We start from the raw sequence: 15997 nt of genomic DNA, 5'->3' as shown, positions 1-15997 counted from the left end.
GAAAGGTGTACGGAAACGTCCCGCAGCGGGGGGTGTGGCCTGGAGGCCGGTTTACTTACAGGACTGAAAATCTGCAAAAAATACCCGCCGAAAAAAGCCGTTTCCTATAATATAAACGTGAAATCCGCACAAAAACAAAGATTGACAGAAAAAGGCAGATAGGCTATGCTGGGCACAGAGGTCGGGAGAACGGCCCTCTCCGCCCAGTGTGCGCACTGGGCACCTCCCCCAAGGGGGGAGGCAAGGGGGACGAAAGAAACGGATTGCCGCGTCGGGCTTCGCCCTCCTCGCAATGACGGTTGACTGAACGTAGGGGCTGCTGTCCTCAGCGGCCCGGGCGGATGAGGACATCCGCCCCTACCGAGAGGGCAGACAACAAAAGAAGTCGCCGTAAGTAAAACTTACGGCGACTTGGTGGAGGAGGGTGGATTCGGACCACCGAAGCGAAACGCAACAGATTTACAGTCTGCCCCCTTTGGCCACTCGGGAACTCCTCCGTATGAAATTGTGGAGCTGGTGGACGGATTCGAACCCCCGACCTGCTGATTACAAATCAGCTGCTCTACCGACTGAGCTACACCAGCGTGTTCGTTGTTCGCTCATCAACTGTCCAGCAGCAAGGGATAGTATAGCAGGGGGAGGGTAGATTGTCAAGCGTTTTTTCAAAAAAAGTTTTTTCTTTTTTCGGGGGCCCGATCGAGGGGGGAAGACGGCCGGTTTTGCTGCCGCCCCTGCGGGATCGCCAGGCCCAATGGGCGGGGTATTGCCCCCGATGCGGGGAGGAGAACTATGATGCCGAGGAGGAGCTGTGCCCCCTGTGCCGGGAGCGGGAAGAGAAGCCATAACAAGAGATACAGGAGAGAAGAAGGAGGGGGATCTACATGACTTTGCAGGAACTGTCCGTGGAATACCGGGCCCATGCTCAGACGCTGTCCGCCCGGGTGAAGGAGCTGGAGCGCCGCCTGGAGCAGACCCGGGAGCCCAGAGAGCGCTGCCTGCTCCAGGACCGCATCCGTATGCTGTCCACCATGGTGCGGGAGGCCAGAGAGCTGGCCGTGCTCACCGAGCACTATTACGACAGGGGGTATCGCAGAAATGTCAGATATACGGTATAGAAGAGGGCGGGGCTTTGCCGCGGACATGGCGGTGTATAACCGCCAGATGGCCCCGGACAACGACCAGGAGCTCACCCAGCTCAAGCGCAACCTGATCCGGGCGCTGAAAGAGGACATCACCCCACGGCAGCGGGAGACCATGCTGATGTACTATGGCCAGGGGCTGAACATGCGGGAGATCGGCCAGAAGCTGGGGGTGGACAAGTCCACCGTCTCCCGCACCATCAAGCGGGGGGAGCGGCGGCTGCAGCGCTGTCTGCGCTATGGGGCAAAGGGACTTTTGGAGAGTTAGGAGTTAGGAGTTAGGAGTTAGGAGGGATGAGTTAGGAGTTATTGTCTTGCAGGGGGCGGTGTGGTAAAATAGGCGGGACAAACCTGAGAAATGAGGGAAGAACATGCAGCCATACCGCGCAGTGTGCTTTGATTTTGACTATACCCTGGCCGATGCCACCGATTCCATTGTGGCCGGCTTCCAACACGGCTTTACCCAGATGGGCTGGCCCGCCCCCGACCGGGAGACGGTGCGGGGCACCATCGGCTATCTGCTGGAGGATGCCTACACCATGCTCACCGGGGACAGCGACCCCGTCCGCCGGGCCCAGTTCCGCCCCCTGTTCCTGGAGGTGGCCAAGGAGCGCCAGCGGCGGGAGACGGTGCTCTTCCCCGGGGCGGAGGAGCTGCTGCGCGCCCTCCACAGCCGCGGGGTGAAGACGGCCATCGTCAGCACCAAGCGGGGGGACACCATCCAATATATCATGGAGCGCTGCAAGCTGATGGACCAGCTGGAGTTTGTCATCGGCAGCGAGGATGTCCACGCCCCCAAGCCAGACCCCCAGGGGCTGAACATGGCCCTGGAGCGCATGGGGCTTAGCCCTAAGGAACTGCTGTTCTGCGGGGACACGGTGCTGGATGCCGGGGCGGCCAAAAACGCCGGGTGCCCCTTCTGCGCCGTGCTCAACGGGACCACCCCGGCGGAGGACTTTGCCGACTTCCGTCCGGTCCACATCGCCCCTGACCTATTTGAACTGCGGCAGTGGCTGGAGGGTTGACCGATGAACGTCATTGCCATCACCGATCCCCAGGCCCCCCAGCTGGACGTGTACGCCCGCCTCACCCAGGCCCAGCTGCGCTCCCGCCGCAGGCCGGAGGACGGCCTGTTCATCGCTGAGAGCGCCGTGGTCATCGGCCACGCTTTGGATGCGGGCTATCAGCCCGTCTCCCTGCTGATGGAGCGGCGGCAGCTGGAGGGGAAGGACCGCCCCCTGGCCCAGCGGGTGGGGGACGTGCCCATCTATGTGGGGGAGCGGGAGGTGCTCTCCGGCATCACCGGCTACGCCCTTACCCGGGGGGTGCTGTGCGCCATGCGCCGCCCCGCCCTGCCCACGGTGGAGCAGGTGTGCGCCGGGGCAAAGCGGCTGGCCGTGCTGGAGGGCATCGTGGACGGGGCCAACGTGGGGGCCATCTTCCGCTGTGCCGCTGCCCTGGGCATGGACGGGGTGCTGGTCTCCCCCACCTGCATCGACCCCCTGTGCCGCCGCTCGGTGCGGGTGAGCATGGGCACCGTGTTCCAGGTCCCCTGGACCTACATCGGGGAGAAAAAAGAGGACTGGCCCCGGGCGGGGCTGGAGCGGCTGCACAAGCTGGGCTTTGCCACGGCGGCCATGGCCCTGGATGACCGGGCTGTGTCCATCGACGACCCCCGGCTGGAGCGGGACAGGCTGGCCCTGGTCCTGGGCACCGAGGGGGACGGCTTAGACCCGGAGACCATCGCCCGGTGCGACTGCACCGTGTGCATCCCCATGGCCCACGGCGTGGATTCCCTCAACGTGGCCGCCGCCAGCGCCGTGGCCTTCTGGCAGCTGCGGGCCAGGTGACCGATGAGAAGACCCCTGGCAGCCTGCGGGCCGCCAGGGGTCGATGATTTTATTACGCCTCTGTGTGGTCGGCGTTTTTCAGGCTGCGCAGGTGGAGATAGACGGTGTTTTTGGACACGCCCAGCTCCTGGGCGACCTTGGGCACGGCGTTTTTCATCTTGAAGATACCCTGTTCGTGGACCAGGCGGATGATCTCCTTGTTCCGGTTGACGGAGGAGATGCGGGGGTCGGCGAACACGGTGGCCTTGGCCTGGTCCAGGGCGGCGTGGATGAAGTGGTCCACGTTGTCGCTGAAGGTCTCGCTGCGCTGGGGCAGGGGGGAGGGAGACCCGGCGGGGAAGAAGCCGGACAGGAAGGTGGCCATGGGGATGTCCGTGTGGAAGTTGATGCACAGCATGGCGATCATCCGTCCGTTGTCCCCCAGAATGGGAATGGTGGTGGACTTGAGCAGGGTGCCGTTTTGATAGTTGAAGTACACCTGGGGCTCGGGCTTCTGCTTTTGCTCCAGGTCCCGCAGCAGGTTCAGCCCAAAGTCGGTGATGGGGGCGCCGGGCTTGCGGTTGGAGTAGTGCCCGTTGATGATCTTTACCACGGAGTGACTCAGGTCCTCCAGGCTGTGGAGGACAAATTCATAGCCCTCCCCCAGGTACAGCGCCAGACCGTCCATGGCCGCGGCGCAGGATTCCAAAATTTTTCGTTCGGTGGAGCTGAACGTAAGATGATCTGCCACAGAGCATGACCCCTTTTAAGTGAAATAAATATGGTCTAGTTCATTTTCTAAAGTAAAATTGCTTCCAGTTCTTCCTGACGTTTGGATCAGGAACAGGATGAAAAAAGAAAATGAATAGATTTGTAATCATTATAACAGAATATCCCGAAAAAAACAAGGGAGCCCCTTGTTAAAAAGTGATGAAGATTAGATGGAACGGAAAATGCAACGGATAAAGAAAAAGCTATTGACTAAAATTAACTATCTCATTATACTAAGCGTGGCAGATAGCCGTCTCCCCTTTGGCGGAGGCGATGACAAATAGGAGGAACGTAACATGGAAAAAGTATACACCAAAAATGCGCCGGAGGCCATCGGCCCCTATTCCCAGGCCGTGAAGGCGGGCGGACTGCTGTTCACCTCCGGGCAGATCCCGCTGATCCCCGAGACGGGGGAGCTGGCCCAGGGGGACATCGCCGTCCAGGCCGAGCAGTCCTGCAAGAACGTGGCCGCCATTCTGGAGGCGGCGGGCTGCAAGCTCACCGACGTGGTAAAGACCACCTGCTTTCTGGCGGACATGGCCGACTTCCCCCGCTTTAACGAGGTGTACGGCAAGTATTTCACCGAAAAGCCCGCCCGCTCCTGCGTGGCCGTGAAGACCCTGCCCAAGAACGTCCTGTGCGAGGTGGAGGCCATCGTAGAGGTCAAGTAAGTGCGAAAAAACAGCCCTGTGCCGCGGCACGGGGCTGTTTTTTGCGGTCGGGGTCACTCCTGGCCGTCCGGCGCAAAGGGCGTTACGTCCTGCACCGCCTGGGCGGGGAGGATGGGGGCGTCATCGTGGTCGATGTCGATGAGGGTATAGCGGTCGTTGCCCATGCCCAGCTCCTTCATATAAGACAGCTGGCGCAGGCCGTGGCGGGTCTCCATCCGCTGCACCAGGTCGTGGCCGTCCTCCGGCTTCAGGGCGTAGACCAGGTCCACCGACGCCTGGTCGGCGGCCAGAATGTCCAACGAGGCCACGATGCCGATGTTGGGGGTGACCACGGGCATGGCCGCCATGCCCTCGCAGTCGCAGGAGACGGACATGTTCCGCAGCACGTTGATATAGCAGATGTGCCGGCCAAAGCGGTCGAACACGGACTTGGTGGACTCGGTCATCCGCTCCATCAGCTCCTCCTGGGCGATGCTCCACAGATTGGGGTCCCCGGGGACGGTGTGGATCATGCCCTTGCCCACCCGGCCGTCGGCGCAGCCGATGCCGATGTTCTTGTTGGAGCCGCCGAAGCCGCCCATGGTGTGGCCCTTAAAGTGGGTCAGGGCCAGGAAAGAGTCGTAGTCGGCCAGGTGGCTGCCCACGGACATCTCGTCAAACCACTTGCCCCCCTGAATGGGGAACATGGCGGTGCCCTCCTCGTCCAGAATGTCCACGGGGCAGAAGGTCCAGCCGTTGATCTGAAGGGTCTTGCGGTGCTTCTCGGTGGTGTAGCGGTCCCCGTCGTAATAGGTGTTGGTCTCTACGATGGTGCCGCCAGGCAGCTCCTGCTCCATCAGGGCCTTCACCCAGGAGCGGGGGATGATGTTGGGGCCGTGCTGCTCGCCGGTGTGGACCTTCACGGCCACGTTTCCGGTGAGAACGCCGCCTACCCGGCGGAAAATGTTGACCAGGCCCTGGGCGGACAGGTCCCGGGTGAAATAGACCACGGACGTGTCCCCCGTGCGCTGGTCAAAGGGAATATAGCGGTCGCCATTGCTGCCGGGGACGGGAGAAGTTTTCAACATAAGAAAGACCTCCTGAATAAACGGATGACAGGTTGCGTTTGACGATAACAGTTTAGCACATTTGAAGGAAAAAGAAAAGCCGGGCGCTCTATAGCAGAGTGCCCGGCTGGATCTGTGAAAAGGGAGGCGTCACGCCGCTTCGCCGGAAGCGGACGGGGCAGGGAGCTGGCGCTTTCGCCAGCCCAGGCTGTAGCCCAGGGAGAAGAGCAGCAGCAGGGACAGGGCGCTCATAGGCGTGCCCAGGGCGATGAGAGGGCCGGAGGAGATGGTGTTGTTCCGCTCCACCAGTGGCACGACCACCCGGACGACCCCGGGGACCAGGCCGAAGAGATACTGGGCAAAGACGGACAGAGCCAGACTGCGGCGCTCATCGGGGATGAGGGCGAACTGCCACACGGCGCACACAGACACCAGCAGCACCGCCCAGTGGGCAACGGCGGCAGAGCGCAGCCACCCACGGCCGTCCACTCCGCAGCGCCAGCCAGCCCGGACCCACAGAAAGACCATCACCCAGGGCAGGGCAGTGAAAAACAGCGGTCCCAGCAGGGGGAAGGCGGCGGTGCGGATATAGAAAAATCCGATCACCAGGGGGAGAAAGCCCATCAGGGGATATAGGGAAGATTTTTTCATGGGGACCTCCTTTTCAACTGTCTTGTCTTTCTGTTCGTGTTATTTGTTCGCCACCGGAACAAGAGAGATCGTTGTCAAAGGGGAGCGGGCCTGTGCAGGCGGAGCCGCCGATACGGCGGAGACCAGGGCGAACAGGCCAAGGGCCCAGGCCAGCAGGGTCACGATATATTTGCGCGTCACTTGAAACCACCTCTCAAAAAACTTCCAACGCCCCGAAGAGGGCCTCTTTACTATGATAGACGAAAAACGGGCGGTTTTTGTTGCAGGGTTTTGAAAAAATTTTTTAAGGGTCGGTGTCCAGCTGTTTCAATCCCTTGGCCAGGGCCAGAGCCTGGTCCAGGTCCATGCAGCCGCCCAGGGTGAACTGGATGTTCTGCCGGGTGTCGGTCCAGGTAAGGATATCAAAGGCCTCCGGGTCGGCATCCTGGAAGAAGTAGCCCTTCATGCCGTTTACCAAGGTCTCGATGACCTCTCCCTCATCCATGTCGATGAAGGTGCCGCCACCCTGCTGCATATAGCTGTAGTCCAGATAGAGGCAGTCTCCGGCTGCGTTTTCGTAGTCGGCCACTGCCATGGCGGGGCCCAGGCGCTGCCAGCCGGTCTGAACAAAGCCCTCGGGCAGGTCGCCCAGCACATAGCAGGGCAGCTCCCCCTCCACGTCCGGCCCGCTGTAGACAAAGCTGGCGCGGTTCTGGCTCCACTCCACCGCCAGCCGGACAATATCCGCCCGGGCGGTGGGGCTGGCGGCCAGGCCCAGTCCGGCGGCCAGCAGGAGGGCGGCGGCGGTCTGGGCCCACTTCTTCCAGGCGGGGCGCTGCTTTTTCCGGGACCAGGCCAAAGGGTCCCGCTGCATGGCGGCCATCTGCCGCTGATACCGGGGGGAGGGCTGAAAGGCGGGAATATCCTGCTGGGATGTCTGCTCCACCTCCTGCCCTATGCCGTCCATCAGCACGTGGCGCATGAGCCGGTCCAGCTCCTGATCTGTCATGTCTGTCATGGATGTATCCCCTCCTCCTGTGCCAATTTTTTCAGCAACTCCCGGCCCCGGGCGATGCGGGTGTTCACCGCCGTCTGGGTCAGGCAGAGCCGCTGGGCGATCTCCTTGTTGCTGTAGCCCAGCAGAAAGCGCATCTCCAGGGCCGCCCGATAGGTCTGGGGCAGCCGGGCGAACAGGTCCACCAAAGTGCGGTAGCTGACGGACTCCTCCGGGCCGGACTGATTTTCGATCCGGGCCCAGTCCTCCAGAGGCAGGACCTTGTGCCGCCGCCGCAGGATGGAGATGGACTCGTTCTTTACAATACAGACGCACCAGAAGGGCAGTCTGTCACAGGGGATCTCGTAAGTTTTTTCAAAATGTTTGGCTATCTGGCACAGGGCGTTCTGCATGGCATCCTCCGCGTCCTGCTGATCCCGGAGAATGGCCATGGCGGCGCGCTCCATGGCAGCGTGATTTTCCTCATACAGAGCCAAAAACTGCACCCGGTCTGCCTCGCAGACCAGAGCGGATAAAATCAGGGGGAGCATGGCCCCTCACCCCGCTTTCTGTAAGTTCTATGCCCATCATATCATATTTTCGACGTTTCGCAATGAGAAACGAAAAAAAGGTCCGTCGGGGCAAAAGACCTCGACGGACCGGGAAATATCTGGGTGTGTTTGGAATTACGCCTTATTCTGGGCCTCCACCAGGCGGACACCGCAGTATTTCTGGCGCAGCTTGGGCTTTTCGATCTTGCCGGTGGGGTTGCGGGGGACATCGGCGAAGATGATCTTCCGGGGGCGCTTATACCGGGGCAGGTCCATACAGAACTGGTTGATCTCCTCCTCGGTGCAGGTCTCGCCCTCCTTCACCTGAATGATGGCGGCGGCGATCTCGCCCAGGCGGGGGTCAGGCAGGCCGATGACGGCCACGTCATGGACCTTGGGGCAGGCGGCCAGGAAGTCCTCGATCTGCACGGGGTACAGGTTCTCGCCGCCGGAGATGATCACGTCCTTCTTCCGGTCCACCAGGAAATAGAAGCCGTCCTCGTCCTGACGGGCCATGTCGCCGGTGTGGAGCCAGCCGTCGATGAGCACCTCGGCGGTGGCCTTGGGGTCGTGGTAATAGCACTCCATCACGCCGGGGCCCTTCACGCACAGCTCGCCCACGTCGCCCTGCTTCACGGGCTGGTTCTGTTCGTCCACGATCTTCACCTTCCAGCCGTAGCCGGGGACACCGATGGCACCCACCTTGTGGATGTTGTCGGTGCCCAGGTGGACGCAGCCCGGGCCGGTGGACTCGGACAGGCCATAGTTGGTGTCATATTTGTGGTGGGGGAAATAGCGCATCCAGTGCTTGATGAGGGAAGGGGGAACGGGCTGGGCCCCGATGTGCATCAGCCGCCACTGGGACAGCTGATAGTCCTCCAGTTTCAGCTCGCCCCGGTCCAGGGCGGCCAGAATGTCCTGGGCCCAGGGCACCAGAAGCCACACGATGGTGCAGTGCTCCTGAGACACGGCCTGGAGGATGGCCTTGGGGCTGTTGCCCTTGAGCAGTACGGCCTTACTGCCGGTGAACAGCGAGCCGAACCAGTGCATCTTGGCGCCCGTGTGGTACAGGGGCGGGATGCACAGGAACACGTCGTCGTGGGTGGTGGCGTGGTGGATGGCCTCCATGCGGGCGGACTGGAGCAGGGCCCGGTGCTTGAGCAAAATGGCCTTGGGGAAGCCGGTGGTGCCGGAGGAGTAGTAGATGGCGGCCTCGTCCTCGTCGTCAATGAGAATCTTAGGGGCCACGCTGGAGCAGTTGGCGGTGGCCCGGTGATAGTCCTCGGCAAAGGAGGGGCAGGTCTCGCCCACAAACAGCAGCAGCATCTGCTTGGACAGCTTGGGGGCGATGGCCTCCATGCGGCCGATGAACTCCGGCCCGAAGAACAGCACGTCCACGTCGGCCAGCTTCAAGCAGTAGTCGATCTCGTCGGAGGTGTAGCGGAAGTTCAGGGGCACGGCGACGGCCCCGGCCTTTAAAATACCGAAATAGATGGGCAGCCACTCCAGGCAGTTCATCAGCAGGATGGCAACTTTCTGGCCCTTGCGGATGCCCCGGCTGAGGAGCATATTGGCCACCCGGTTGGCCTTCTCGTCAAAGACGGACCAGGTGATCTCCCGGCGATAGGGGGCGGTGGAGGTGGGCTGGATCAGGGCATATTCCTTCCAGGTCACCCGCTGCTCCTCCTGAACCTCGGGGTTGATCTCCACCAGGGCGATCTCGTCGCCATACAGCTTGCTGTTGCGCTCTAACAGATCGGTGATAGGCATCTTACGTCGATCCTTTCTTATTCTTATCAGGAGCGGGAACGCCCCCGAAGCTTCATTGATTTTCAGCTTTAAACCGTTGAAGTATAATAAACCATTTCCACTAAAATGTCAAGAGAGATTTGGAAAATAGGGAAGAAAGGACAGAAAAAAGCCGCCGCCCAGACAGCGGGCAGCGGCTTGAAAACGGCCCCGGGGGAGAGAGTCCCGGCACCTCAGGATGCAATAGCGAGACTGCTCAGGCGTGCGCCTTTAACCGGTGCATCTCGGGCCACCACTGAGTGAAGGCGAAGAACAGAGAGAGGAGCAGAGAGAAGGGGGCCATGCGGATGCAGTTCCAAAATTCGCGCTTTGCAGCCAGATATTCTTTGCTTTCCATGTTTGATTACCTCCCGAATACCACACACAAGGGGTTTGTTTTCTACGCACCCTATTATAGAAAAGATTTGATAAAACGGGTGTTAAGAAAAAACGGGAGGGTGTTTCGGTTTCGTAAAAGAGAACAAGCGCTAAAAAAGCAAAAGCGTTTCACGGACAAATCGTGGAACGCTTGAGACTGTCAAAAAAGCCTGTCATTGCGAGGAGGCCCAACGGGCCGACGTGGCAATCCGTTTCTAAAACTCACGAGTATCAGCACATTTCCGACTTTTTGGTTACGGATTCCCACGTCGCTGCGCTCCTCGGAATGACAGAAGAGGGTTTATCGACACGCTGAATCCCCCGGCCAAAGCCGGGGGATGTCTTTTTATGCTCAATGCATCCGGTGCTGCTCCAGCATCTCCAGCAGCAGACGTTCGTTCTCGCCTGCGGCCCGGGCCATGGCGGCGGATTTGTCCTTCAGGTGGGACAGCACGGCGGGGTAGTCGGCCATAAGGGCGTCGGCCCGGCGGATGGCCTCCTGGGCATCGAAGGAGTCCACCCGTCCGGCGGCTGGCAGGTCCAGCTCCTTCAGATAGCTGTCCACCTTGGGGTCGTACACCAGGCCCATGGAGGGTACGGCCATCCGGGCGGCGAAGATGAGGGTGTGCAGCCGCATGGCCAGACACAGCTTGGCTTTTCCCAGCACGGCCATCAGCTCCCGGGGGGTACAGGGGGTGTCCAGCAGACAGGAGGGCTCTGCCATAAAGGACTGCACCTGCTGGGCGGTGGCCCGGTCCCGGCTGGGCTGCATAAGCAGGAAGAGGACGGCCAGGCCATATTCCCGGTGGAGGTGGTCGCATAGCTGGGCCAGCTGGCGGCAGAAGTCCCCGGTGTCCGGCCAGTCCCGCACGGACACGGCCACAAAGGGCGTGCCGGGGGCCACGCCTGCCCCGGCCAGCAGCTCCTCCCCCCGGGTCTCCGGGGCGGGGGACAGGTGGAACACCGGGTCGGCGGTGACGTGGAGGTCGGTGCGGGTGACCCCCATGTCCTGCAGCTCCCGGGCGGAGCTGTGGTCCCGCAGGGTGATCAGGGTGGCCTGCTCCACCACCCGCTTCACCCGGCGGCGGTTGGCCGGACGGCGCACCGGGCCGATGCCGTTGGCATACAGCATCACCGGCTTGCCCAGCCGGTGGGCGCAGCGGATGACGGTGAGGTAATAGAGCAGGGAGCGGGTGGAGGTGGTGTCCTGGAGCAGGCTGCCCCCGCCGGAGAGCAGGGCGTCGCACCGGCGCAGGGCGGAGAAAACCTTCCACACCCGGAACCGGGGGATGGCCTCCAGGCCATACTGCCTGCGGGTGAGCTCCGGGTCGTTGGACAGGGCGGTGACGCAGATGTGGTCGCTGGCCTCGTGAATGGCCTGCTGGATGGCCTCCAGAATGGCGTCGTCCCCGGCGTTGGAAAAGCCGTAGTAGCCGCTCATCACCACATGGAAGGGGCGGCGCACCTGGTCGTATACCGCCAGGCAGTCGTCGGCCATGCGGTGGACGGAGTAGCGCTCCTGCACCACCCGGCGGCCATAGTCCCCCAGCTCCCTGGCCCGGTCGGGGGAGAGGGCCAGCGCCCGCAGAATGTCGGCCCGGAGCAGCTCCGGGGTGGACACAGGGTCGGTGCGGCAGCAGAAGTTGGTGTCCACCGCCTTCTCCAAAAGCTCCGGGCCGAACAGGCCGGTGTGCCCCTGGGCCCCGGAGAGGACCACGGGCTTGCAGGCGGCCATGGCCTCCAGCGCCGCCCGGGATACGCCCACAAACAGGCCGCAGGCGGCCACCAGCTGGTTGACGTCGGTGCGGGGGCCGGTGAGGATGACGCAGGGCCGGCCCAATTTGCGGTTGACCTCCTCCGCCTGGGCGTTCAGGGGCTCGAAGGCTCCGCCGCCCCCCACGATGAGGATGTGCAGCCCGGGATAGTCCTGGCACAGGGCGGGGGCCAGCTCCACCAGCTGACGGGCGGTGTACACCGTCTCCGGGTCCAGGCGGCTGACGTGGGCGATGACGGGGCCGTCTCCCAAGTCGAACTCCCGGCGGACCGTCTCACCGGTGAGGGCGGGGGAGAATTTATCCGTGTCGATGCCGTTGATGGTCAGAGTGATGTGCTCCTGGGGGACATTATACTGGCGGATCAGATAGTCCCGGATGTCCTCGGACACGGCCAGGGTGCGCTCCCCCCAGTTGGACAGCAGACGCAGGGCCCCGCTGACCTGATACACCCCGTGGCAGGAGGTGACGAAGGCGAAGCCCATGGACTTTTGCAGCCGCCCGCACAGAAAGGCGGGGATGCGGGCGTGGGCGTGGACGATGTCGGGCTTCTCCCGGGCGATGATCTGGCGCAGGATGCGCTGGGCCTGGAGCATACTGCCCACAGACCGGCGGTTCAGGGGGGCGGCGTAGTGCCGGATGCCTGCGGCCTCGATCTCCGGGACGTACACGCCCCCATTGGACACCACCGCCACCTGGTGGCCCCGGCTTTTCAGTTCCTTGGACAGCTCCACGATGTGGGTCTCCGCGCCGCCGATGTCCAGGCCCATGGTGGCCATGAGAATCTTCATAGGAAACCTCTCTTTCCGGCTTTAGCCGATGGAAGTCACGGTGCCGGTGAACTGGGCATAGGGGGTGTAGAAATTCCGGGAGGCGTTGATGCCCAGGTCATAGATGCGGTTGAGCTGATAGCGGCCCTCGCTGATGAGACCCTCGCCCTGAATGGTCAGGACCAGGTTCACGCTGTCCTGGGCGGGGGCGCTGACCACCGTGCCGTCATACAGCTCGGTGAGCTTTCCGGAGGGCTGGACCTCAATGCTCTGGATGGCACCCAGGGTGCCGCCGGTGCTGTAGTCCTGGTCATAGACCAGGTCCCCCTCCTGAACGGCATCGGCCACATACTGCCGGACGTTGTACGCCGTCACCTGATAGGTGATGGGGGTGTTGGTCACCCGGGTGCTGGTGTGGGACAGGCTGGTGTTCTTCACATACAGGGCGGCGGCCATCACCAGAACCACCAGGACCACCACCACGTCGATGACGCTGATCTTGCCAAACAGGCGGCCGTTTTTATCCATCAGTTTCATTTGCTCACACCCTCCCGTTCCATGGCGATGACAGGGCCGCTGGCCATATAGCCCTCACCCCGGAGGTACATGGTGGCCCCTACCCGCAGGGCGTAGCCGCCGCCCAGGGTGACGGCCTCGTCAGTCACGGTGCAGGGGGACTCCACCGTGACCAGCACGTCCTCATAGCCGTCCACGTCGGCCAGGACATATTCCCCGTTCACCTGATCCAGGATCAGGCTCTGGCAGGGGACGGCCTGGGCGCTGACCACGGTGCCCACGTCGTAATTTTTGATGTTGTCGGCCAGCTGGTCCCCCTGGTGGATGGCCTGGGCGGACCCGGCGGGCCAGCGCTGGAAGCAGACGGTGTACTGCACCGAGGCGCTGCTCACCCCGTCGCCGGAGGCGGCGGCGGGCCGGGTGAAGCGCCACATCAGAAAGACGGCGGCGGCCAGGGCCAGCACCAGGACGATGCCGTCGAACAGGTTCAGCCGCAGACGGAATTGGTTGTGCTCCTTCATTTGGATGCTCCTTTCAGGACATTCTCATAGATTTGTTCGGTGTTCCGGGCGAATACCTCGCCGGTGAACCGGGACTGATAGGTTTCCAGGGCCTTTTCCCGCATGATGGCCACCTCTTCCGGGTGATCCATCAGCTCGGCCATGGCGTCGGCCAGGGCGGCGCTGTCCTTGCTGGGGAACAGCAGGCCGTTCTGCCCGGAGGTGATGACGAAGGGGTTGCCGCCATAGTCGCTGGCGATGGTGGGCAATCCCAAGCTCATGCCCTCCAGCAGGGCCATGCTGGTGGCCTCGGTGCCGTAGGAGGCGTTGAGCTGCACGTCCAGGATGTTCAGCAGGGCGGCGGCGTCCGAGCGGAAGCCCAGCATCTGCACCACGTCCTCCACTCCCATCTCGGTGACGGCCCGGGTGACCTCCTCCTCAAAGGCACCGGTTCCGGCCACCAGAATGCGGAAGTTGGAATAGCCCCGGTCCTTCAGCAGCTTGGCGGCGTACACCAGATACAGGTGGCCCTTATAGTCCTCGATGCGGGCCAGGATGCCAAAGGTGAATACGTCCGGCTCCAGGCCGAGAGACCGGCGCAGGGCGGCCTTCTCCCCGTCAGAGATGGGAGAGACAGGGGCCACGCCGTTCATGACCACGGTGATCTTTTTGGGGGAGATGCCCCCCTCGGTCAGGTTGTCCCGGGTGGCGGGGCTGACGGCGATGATGTGGTCAGCATAGTGCTCGTTGAGCAGCTTATTCACCCAACGGCCCGGGGGATATTTCAGCTTGGCGGGGACGGGGAAGGCGGAGTGCCGGCTGTAGACCACGGGTACATGGCAGCGCTTGGCGGCGATGCGGCCGGACAGGGCCCCGTGGGTGTGGACCAGGTCGGGCCTGACCCGGCGGATGAGGGCCTGAAGGGCCTTCACGTCCTGGCTGGCATAGGAGCAGTCTGCCATGCCGTCCACCTCGTACACGGTGACCTCTGCCTCCTCCAGCAGGGGCTTGAGCAGGCTGCCCCGGGGGATGGCCACCAGGGTCTCGAACTTGTTCCGGTCGGCGTAGCGCAGGTAATTTAAGATCACCCGGCCTGCGCCGCCGATGTTGGTGTCGCTGATGATGTTCAGTATGCGGATCATACAAAAAGCCTCCCTTCCGGCAGGGACGTGCGCCGGGCGCTGGCGGCACCCAGGGCCAGCACGGCCCAAAACAGGAACATGACCCGATAGTTATAGAAGGAATAGTCCGTCATGGCCTGGACCAAGAAACCGCACACTCCGGCAGTAAAGGCGATCTGGAGCAGTCGGCTGGCCGGGTCCTTCTCCCGGCTCATGGCGGAGCAGAGCATGCGGAAATAGACGAACAGCAGCAGCAGGAACACCCCCAGGGCGGCGATGCCCGCATCGCACACGATCTGCAAAAACAGGTTGTGGGCGTGGGGGGCCACGATGCCGTTATAGCTGTAGGCGGGATAGACCATGTTAAAGGCCCCGTCCCCCGGGCCGATGCCGCACAGCCAATAGTCCTTGAGCATGGCCAGGGTGCCCATCCAGATGTACACCCGGTAAGACGTGGAGTTATCTGTCAGGTTGCCGATGCTGGTAAAGCGGGAGATCACCGTCTCCGGCAGGACGAAGTACAGTCCCACCAGGGCGAAGGGGGCCAGCAAGATCAGCTGGGGGTGCCACAGCACGGCAAACACCGCCCCGGCAAACAGAAGGCCCAGCCAGGCCCCCCGGGAGAAGGTGAGGATCATGCACACGCACATCACCCCGCAGCAGGCCAGGTAGTAAAGCCGCCGGGGCCAGTCCTTTGCCGACAGCAGCTTGGCCCCGCCGACGGGGATGACCAGCAGCAGATATTGGCCCATCATGTTGGGGTTGCCCATGGTGGCGGGGACCCGGAAACGGATGGAGGAGAACATGTCGCTGTCCACCCAGGCCGCCGACTGATAGCCCCAGCCGAAGAGATACTGCAAAATGCCGTAGAAGGACACCAGCGCCCCCACCGTGACCACCAAGGCCAGCAGGGTATCCAGCTGGCGGCGGGTGGTAATGGCGTTGTACAGCGCCACGGCAAACAGGATAAAGGCCACCGACAGCACGCCGGGCAGCAGGCTGGTCTTCAGATTGACGGAGAACAGGGTGCCCGCCAGATAGACGGCGGCGTACAGCAGGATATACCGGTTGGTGGGGGCCCAGGCCAGGGTGCGGTTTTTGTCCCGCACCAGCGCCAGCAGCAGACTGGCATAGCCCACAAGGGCCAGGCCCAGCACCAGAATGGAGGGGCTGAACTTGCACAGCACCGGGGCCAGCACCACCGGCAGGGCGCACCAGAACCAGGTGTGGAGAAAGACGCTGCCGGAGAACAGCCTGTCCAGATGCAGGGCTTTGTACAGCCGGCACAGACCGCCCCGCACCAAGGACCACAGGCGGAAGAACACGCTGTTCTCCGACGCCCCGGGCACCCAGCCCGCAGGGTGCAGGAACCACTGCACCACCCGGCTGCTGCGCCACTGGCGGCCACACCACAGGCACAGAACGGACAGCAGGCGCCACAGACAGCTGCCGTCTAAAATTTGTTTCATTTGTTCCATGACTCGACCTCACTTTGCATGGCGGCGGAAGGGCCGCCGGGAT

General features: G+C 62.5%; 19 protein-coding genes and 2 tRNA genes. 6 read left to right on the top strand and 15 right to left on the bottom strand.

What is annotated here, in order from left to right; all coding sequences use genetic code 11:
* Nucleotides 1-412: 412 nt before the first annotated feature.
* Both H8S55_RS12220 and H8S55_RS12215 read right to left on the bottom strand, forming a co-directional pair.
* Nucleotides 413-497, bottom strand: a tRNA-Tyr gene (locus H8S55_RS12220).
* A gap of 11 nt (nucleotides 498-508) precedes the next feature.
* Nucleotides 509-584, bottom strand: a tRNA-Thr gene (locus H8S55_RS12215).
* A 135-nt stretch (nucleotides 585-719) separates the two neighbouring features.
* Between H8S55_RS12215 and H8S55_RS14400 the strand changes: the two genes are divergently transcribed.
* The 5 genes from H8S55_RS14400 to H8S55_RS12195 all read left to right on the top strand — a co-directional run bounded on the left by H8S55_RS14400 (nucleotide 720) and on the right by H8S55_RS12195 (nucleotide 2989).
* Nucleotides 720-845, top strand: coding sequence for a hypothetical protein (locus H8S55_RS14400; protein ID WP_279287439.1), 126 nt, complete (start codon nucleotides 720-722; stop codon nucleotides 843-845).
* A 36-nt stretch (nucleotides 846-881) separates the two neighbouring features.
* Entirely contained in the window at nucleotides 882-1115 is a 234-nt protein-coding gene (locus H8S55_RS12210; RefSeq protein WP_186879185.1) for a hypothetical protein, read from the top strand.
* Entirely contained in the window at nucleotides 1096-1407 is a 312-nt protein-coding gene (locus H8S55_RS12205) for a sigma-70 family RNA polymerase sigma factor (RefSeq protein WP_243200602.1), read from the top strand. Before H8S55_RS12210 ends, H8S55_RS12205 begins: the two co-directional genes overlap by 20 nt.
* A gap of 103 nt (nucleotides 1408-1510) precedes the next feature.
* Nucleotides 1511-2164, top strand: a complete 654-nt coding sequence (locus tag H8S55_RS12200) for an HAD family hydrolase (RefSeq protein WP_186879184.1) — start codon at nucleotides 1511-1513, stop codon at nucleotides 2162-2164.
* Nucleotides 2165-2167: 3 nt separating this feature from the next.
* On the top strand, nucleotides 2168-2989 hold the full coding sequence (locus H8S55_RS12195; RefSeq protein WP_186879183.1) for a TrmH family RNA methyltransferase: 822 nt from the start codon (nucleotides 2168-2170) through the stop codon (nucleotides 2987-2989).
* Between the two features lie 52 nt (nucleotides 2990-3041).
* Here H8S55_RS12195 and H8S55_RS12190 read toward each other — a convergent pair whose 3' ends face one another.
* On the bottom strand, nucleotides 3042-3719 hold the full coding sequence (locus tag H8S55_RS12190) for a helix-turn-helix transcriptional regulator (protein ID WP_186879182.1): 678 nt from the start codon (nucleotides 3717-3719) through the stop codon (nucleotides 3042-3044).
* Between the two features lie 316 nt (nucleotides 3720-4035).
* Between H8S55_RS12190 and H8S55_RS12185 the strand changes: the two genes are divergently transcribed.
* The gene (locus H8S55_RS12185) at nucleotides 4036-4410 is read left to right on the top strand and encodes a RidA family protein (RefSeq protein WP_186879181.1); all 375 of its coding nucleotides are present in this window, start codon (nucleotides 4036-4038) and stop codon (nucleotides 4408-4410) included.
* A gap of 53 nt (nucleotides 4411-4463) precedes the next feature.
* On the opposite strand, the gene H8S55_RS12180 is transcribed toward H8S55_RS12185, so the two are convergent.
* The 12 genes from H8S55_RS12180 to H8S55_RS12125 form a co-directional block, all read right to left on the bottom strand.
* The gene (locus tag H8S55_RS12180) at nucleotides 4464-5477 is read right to left on the bottom strand and encodes a DUF362 domain-containing protein (RefSeq protein WP_186879180.1); all 1014 of its coding nucleotides are present in this window, start codon (nucleotides 5475-5477) and stop codon (nucleotides 4464-4466) included.
* Nucleotides 5478-5606: 129 nt separating this feature from the next.
* A complete protein-coding gene (locus tag H8S55_RS12175) occupies nucleotides 5607-6107 on the bottom strand; it encodes a hypothetical protein (RefSeq protein ID WP_186879179.1) in 501 nt (166 codons plus the stop codon).
* A gap of 39 nt (nucleotides 6108-6146) precedes the next feature.
* The gene (locus H8S55_RS12170) at nucleotides 6147-6287 is read right to left on the bottom strand and encodes a hypothetical protein (RefSeq protein WP_186879178.1); all 141 of its coding nucleotides are present in this window, start codon (nucleotides 6285-6287) and stop codon (nucleotides 6147-6149) included.
* A gap of 103 nt (nucleotides 6288-6390) precedes the next feature.
* Nucleotides 6391-7104 (bottom strand): DUF4367 domain-containing protein, encoded by a 714-nt coding sequence (locus tag H8S55_RS12165; protein WP_186879177.1) that lies wholly within the window; start codon nucleotides 7102-7104, stop codon nucleotides 6391-6393.
* A complete protein-coding gene (locus tag H8S55_RS12160; protein ID WP_186879176.1) occupies nucleotides 7101-7631 on the bottom strand; it encodes an RNA polymerase sigma factor in 531 nt (176 codons plus the stop codon). The genes H8S55_RS12165 and H8S55_RS12160 overlap by 4 nt, the downstream gene beginning before the upstream one ends.
* A 135-nt stretch (nucleotides 7632-7766) precedes the next feature.
* Complete coding sequence (locus H8S55_RS12155) at nucleotides 7767-9401, bottom strand: class I adenylate-forming enzyme family protein (RefSeq protein ID WP_186879175.1); 1635 nt, start codon at nucleotides 9399-9401, stop codon at nucleotides 7767-7769.
* A 235-nt stretch (nucleotides 9402-9636) separates the two neighbouring features.
* Complete coding sequence (locus H8S55_RS12150; RefSeq protein WP_186879174.1) at nucleotides 9637-9777, bottom strand: hypothetical protein; 141 nt, start codon at nucleotides 9775-9777, stop codon at nucleotides 9637-9639.
* Between the two features lie 372 nt (nucleotides 9778-10149).
* The gene (gene csaB / locus H8S55_RS12145) at nucleotides 10150-12360 is read right to left on the bottom strand and encodes a polysaccharide pyruvyl transferase CsaB (protein WP_186879173.1); all 2211 of its coding nucleotides are present in this window, start codon (nucleotides 12358-12360) and stop codon (nucleotides 10150-10152) included.
* Nucleotides 12361-12381: 21 nt separating this feature from the next.
* On the bottom strand, nucleotides 12382-12876 hold the full coding sequence (locus H8S55_RS12140) for a DUF4330 domain-containing protein (RefSeq protein WP_186879172.1): 495 nt from the start codon (nucleotides 12874-12876) through the stop codon (nucleotides 12382-12384).
* The gene (locus H8S55_RS12135; RefSeq protein ID WP_186879171.1) at nucleotides 12873-13376 is read right to left on the bottom strand and encodes a DUF4330 domain-containing protein; all 504 of its coding nucleotides are present in this window, start codon (nucleotides 13374-13376) and stop codon (nucleotides 12873-12875) included. The genes H8S55_RS12140 and H8S55_RS12135 overlap by 4 nt, the downstream gene beginning before the upstream one ends.
* Entirely contained in the window at nucleotides 13373-14497 is a 1125-nt protein-coding gene (locus H8S55_RS12130; RefSeq protein ID WP_186879170.1) for a glycosyltransferase family 4 protein, read from the bottom strand. The genes H8S55_RS12135 and H8S55_RS12130 overlap by 4 nt, the downstream gene beginning before the upstream one ends.
* Nucleotides 14494-15954, bottom strand: a complete 1461-nt coding sequence (locus tag H8S55_RS12125; protein WP_207721852.1) for an O-antigen ligase family protein — start codon at nucleotides 15952-15954, stop codon at nucleotides 14494-14496. Before H8S55_RS12125 ends, H8S55_RS12130 begins: the two co-directional genes overlap by 4 nt.
* Nucleotides 15955-15997: the final 43 nt, after the last annotated feature.

Source organism: Flintibacter faecis (assembly GCF_014287875.1).
Lineage (GTDB): Bacteria > Bacillota > Clostridia > Oscillospirales > Oscillospiraceae > Lawsonibacter > Lawsonibacter faecis_A.
The sequence above is the reverse complement of the archived record's forward strand: the minus strand, read 5'-3'. Positions and strand labels throughout refer to the sequence as shown.

Coding starts and splice junctions, on each gene's coding strand:
- H8S55_RS12175 (WP_186879179.1), bottom strand. CDS start 6,107: ATGAAAAAATCTTCCCTATATCCCCTGATGGGCTTTCTCCCCCTGGTG.
- csaB (WP_186879173.1), bottom strand. CDS start 12,360: ATGAAGATTCTCATGGCCACCATGGGCCTGGACATCGGCGGCGCGGAG.
- H8S55_RS12195 (WP_186879183.1), top strand. CDS start 2,168: ATGAACGTCATTGCCATCACCGATCCCCAGGCCCCCCAGCTGGACGTG.
- H8S55_RS12155 (WP_186879175.1), bottom strand. CDS start 9,401: ATGCCTATCACCGATCTGTTAGAGCGCAACAGCAAGCTGTATGGCGAC.
- H8S55_RS12205 (WP_243200602.1), top strand. CDS start 1,096: ATGTCAGATATACGGTATAGAAGAGGGCGGGGCTTTGCCGCGGACATG.
- H8S55_RS12165 (WP_186879177.1), bottom strand. CDS start 7,104: ATGACAGACATGACAGATCAGGAGCTGGACCGGCTCATGCGCCACGTG.
- H8S55_RS12140 (WP_186879172.1), bottom strand. CDS start 12,876: ATGAAACTGATGGATAAAAACGGCCGCCTGTTTGGCAAGATCAGCGTC.
- H8S55_RS12130 (WP_186879170.1), bottom strand. CDS start 14,497: ATGATCCGCATACTGAACATCATCAGCGACACCAACATCGGCGGCGCA.
- H8S55_RS12125 (WP_207721852.1), bottom strand. CDS start 15,954: ATGGAACAAATGAAACAAATTTTAGACGGCAGCTGTCTGTGGCGCCTG.
- H8S55_RS12160 (WP_186879176.1), bottom strand. CDS start 7,631: ATGCTCCCCCTGATTTTATCCGCTCTGGTCTGCGAGGCAGACCGGGTG.
- H8S55_RS12135 (WP_186879171.1), bottom strand. CDS start 13,376: ATGAAGGAGCACAACCAATTCCGTCTGCGGCTGAACCTGTTCGACGGC.
- H8S55_RS12185 (WP_186879181.1), top strand. CDS start 4,036: ATGGAAAAAGTATACACCAAAAATGCGCCGGAGGCCATCGGCCCCTAT.
- H8S55_RS12180 (WP_186879180.1), bottom strand. CDS start 5,477: ATGTTGAAAACTTCTCCCGTCCCCGGCAGCAATGGCGACCGCTATATT.
- H8S55_RS12200 (WP_186879184.1), top strand. CDS start 1,511: ATGCAGCCATACCGCGCAGTGTGCTTTGATTTTGACTATACCCTGGCC.
- H8S55_RS12150 (WP_186879174.1), bottom strand. CDS start 9,777: ATGGAAAGCAAAGAATATCTGGCTGCAAAGCGCGAATTTTGGAACTGC.
- H8S55_RS12210 (WP_186879185.1), top strand. CDS start 882: ATGACTTTGCAGGAACTGTCCGTGGAATACCGGGCCCATGCTCAGACG.